Origin of the sequence: uncultured Allobaculum sp., from assembly GCF_948576815.1 — a bacterium.
In the GTDB taxonomy this organism is placed as follows: domain Bacteria; phylum Bacillota_I; class Bacilli_A; order Erysipelotrichales; family Erysipelotrichaceae; genus Allobaculum; species Allobaculum fili.
In genome coordinates, this window is the sequence record NZ_CAPAEZ010000116.1 from 1 (window position 1) to 2,895 (window position 2,895).

At 49.5% G+C, this 2,895-nt stretch carries 4 protein-coding genes; all 4 read right to left on the minus strand.

Features of this window, described 5'->3' with window-relative positions:
* Window positions 1–211: 211 nt before the first annotated feature.
* Window positions 212–463, minus strand: a complete 252-nt coding sequence (locus Q2J39_RS10535) for a helix-turn-helix domain-containing protein (RefSeq protein ID WP_002585088.1) — start codon at window positions 461–463, stop codon at window positions 212–214.
* A gap of 63 nt (window positions 464–526) precedes the next feature.
* Window positions 527–1,873 (minus strand): relaxase/mobilization nuclease domain-containing protein, encoded by a 1,347-nt coding sequence (locus Q2J39_RS10540; RefSeq protein ID WP_300968158.1) that lies wholly within the window; start codon window positions 1,871–1,873, stop codon window positions 527–529.
* A complete protein-coding gene (gene mobC / locus Q2J39_RS10545) occupies window positions 1,834–2,163 on the minus strand; it encodes a plasmid mobilization protein (protein ID WP_002585086.1) in 330 nt (109 codons plus the stop codon). The genes Q2J39_RS10540 and mobC overlap by 40 nt, the downstream gene beginning before the upstream one ends.
* 268 nt (window positions 2,164–2,431) lie before the next feature.
* Window positions 2,432–2,785, minus strand: a complete 354-nt coding sequence (locus Q2J39_RS10550; protein ID WP_002569186.1) for a helix-turn-helix transcriptional regulator — start codon at window positions 2,783–2,785, stop codon at window positions 2,432–2,434.
* Between the last annotated feature and the right edge of the window lie 110 nt (window positions 2,786–2,895).

Sequence of the window (2,895 nt, forward strand, 5' to 3'; positions counted from 1 at the left end):
CATGAGGAAAAGACGCGCCCCTGTTACGCAGTAGGCGCGGAAAATCCCTTGATTTACAGGGCTTTCCGGGCGTGAAAATCGGATAGGCGATACTTTATACCTTTACCCCCAAAAATGGCGTTCTACTGCGTAACATTCACGAAAACAGCACCCATAAAAAGACAGGGCGCGGAAGTCATATACTGGCTTCCGCGCCCTGTTCTTTTTTTGCCTATCTGACATTTCCCTTTTCCATTTCTTCAAGCGGGAACTGCGGGAGGGCTTCTATCAGCTTCTTTGTGATGGACTGGCGCATATCTTCGTTGATTTCCTGTTTCGTGCTTCCGTCCGGCTGTCTGACCGCTACCGTCGATAGCCTGTCGATTTCGTCCTTGTAGCACTCCACGACTTTCTCCACCGCCCATTTTTCCCCGGCAACGGCGGCGCGTATGGTTTCATATTCCGGCATTTTCTGGTTTTCCATGCTCAACGCTCCTCTGCTTTTTGATAGCCCTATCATAGCACAGCGGCGGGGATTTTGCTATCCTTATCCGCGCTCTGTTCCCTTTTCCCGTTCCGGCTGCCTGTCTGCCTGTAAAATGCTGTCAATGTTCTGCTTGATAATATCATATTCCCGGACTTTCTTTTTCAGCTTCCCATAGTCGGCGTAAAGGGCTTCTTTCTGCGCTTGGAGGGCTTCATACTCCGATTGCAGCGCGGCAAGGTTCGGGAGCTTTGCAATGCCCGCCGCTTTCAGCGACCTTGCGGCGGCTTCATGTAGGATAATCGCCTGTTCCTGTCCGGCGCGGTACTTCTCCCTGTTCCTTGCCTTGCGGTATGCGTCATAGACGGGCTTTGTCTTTTGGTAGGTGGAAACATTCTTGATAAGCACCGCCATGTCCGCAAGCCGCTTTTCCGCGTTCTTCAATGCGTCTGCCGCCTGTCCGCTTTCCGCTGCCATTTCCTCAATCCGGCTGACTAAATCCGCGTACTGTTCAATCTTATGTTCCGTCAAGAAATTCATTGTTTTAGCTGCCTGTTTCAGATTGTGGATTTTCGCCCACTGTTCATAGCCCTTACTCTGCGCCGCCTTGATACTGTTCTCAATGTCGATAAGCAGCGAAACGCCGCGCTGCTCTCTGGGGGCTTTCGCCGCCTTTGCCCGTCTGCCCGCTATCCGTTCCCTTATGGCTTCCTCTGTATAGTCTGCGCCGAGGGTTTTAAGGCGGGTGAAGCGTTCCTGTCCGGGGGCGCGGCATGACACATATTTCCCCGGCTTTATCTCATAGCCCGCCGCCTGTAACCGCGTTAGCAATTCCTCAAAACTGGAAACTTGGGGGATAAGCGCGTCAACGGCAATCTTTAGCTTGCCTTTCCAACTTGTACCCGTCTTTTCTGCCTGGTACTCCGCATAGCTCTTTCCCTTGCTGCCCTTGCCGGGAACGACGACGGACAAGCCATTTTCCCGACACAGCTTGTCGCTCATGTTCCGTATGCCGTAATAGCTCCTTTTGTTGGAATTATATTTGCGGTGGTCTACGAAATTTACGGCGCAGAAAATAATGTGATTGTGGACGTGTCCTTTGTCAATGTGCGTCGTGAGTACATATTCATGCTGCCCCTTTGTTACCGCGTCGGCAAGCTGCTTTCCGATTTCATGGGCTTTCTGATAATCGACTTCCCCCGGCTCAAAGGACTGTATCAGATGAAAGGCTAAATTGTTCCCCTTTTGGAGTGCTTGGGACAAGGTATATTCAAATTCAATATCTGCCGTTTCATAGGAGCAGCCGAAAGAGGACACAAGCATTTTTCCGTCCGTCTTGTCCGGGTTTTCGATATAGTCAAGGGCTTTGCTTAGAGTGCTTTTAACAGGCTTAATCTTTGTAACCGCCATATCTCCGCAAGCACCCCCTTTATTTCCTCTATGTCCTCTTGGTATGCGTTCCCCGTCGCGTTTACGCGGCGTGCTATCTGGTTGACGTTGACACCGATTTTCTGTATCTCTGCGGTCATTGCCTTTATATCGGCATGGTCTATCTGAATGATATACCCGTCAATGGCAATCTTCCGCAGATATGCCGCCATGTTCCGGGTGGGTACGAGCTTCATTTTTTCCAGTATTAAATCCCGTTCCGCTTCCGTCACTCTGAATTTGATTTGCACCGTTCTTTTGCGTCCGTTCATGTATTCGCTCCTTTCCTTTCCGTTCCGAGGGTTTGGGACACTTCCCAACAAGCAATTTTCAACCGACGCGCCGCAGCGCGGGAGGGCGAAAATACGGAAGTGGGTACCCGCTTCCTATGCTTGCTACGAATGTTTTTATCCTTTAGGCTCTTATCACCTACTACGGAGAAAAAGCGATTTTGCCAAACTTACGCAAAAGAAAAACGCTGCAACCTCAAAAAAGATTACAACGCTTTCTAAATCCTGTTCAGTTTTAAGTCGGACATTCCTATTCGCCCTCTTTTTCGACTTCGGAAATCTCCTTTGCCGTTGCGGTTACAATCCGTATGCCTGTATCGCTCATACCGTCAAGAAGCGCGTCAAGCTGCCGCCGCTGCGTGTTCTTCTCCGGCGGCGTTTCTAAAAGGAATTGGTCTACGGATATATGGTAACGCTGTATCAGCTCAAAGAATATCTGTAAACTTGGGTGCTGCCCCTTGTTCTCAATGTTCGCAAGGTAGCGCGGCGAGATAAACATTTCGTCGCCTACTTTCTTGCGGCTCTCCTTGCATCCCTCACGCGCTGCCTTTATCGCTGCCCCAAAAGCCTTAAAGTCGTATCGTGGTACTGGTCTTTTTGCCATAGTTATTCACCCTATTACATTTTACTGTTCCCCTTTCTTCTTGGATATGTCTACGTAGTTCTATCAGTTAGCCAAAATAATTCATATATATATATGTTGACAACAAGCTG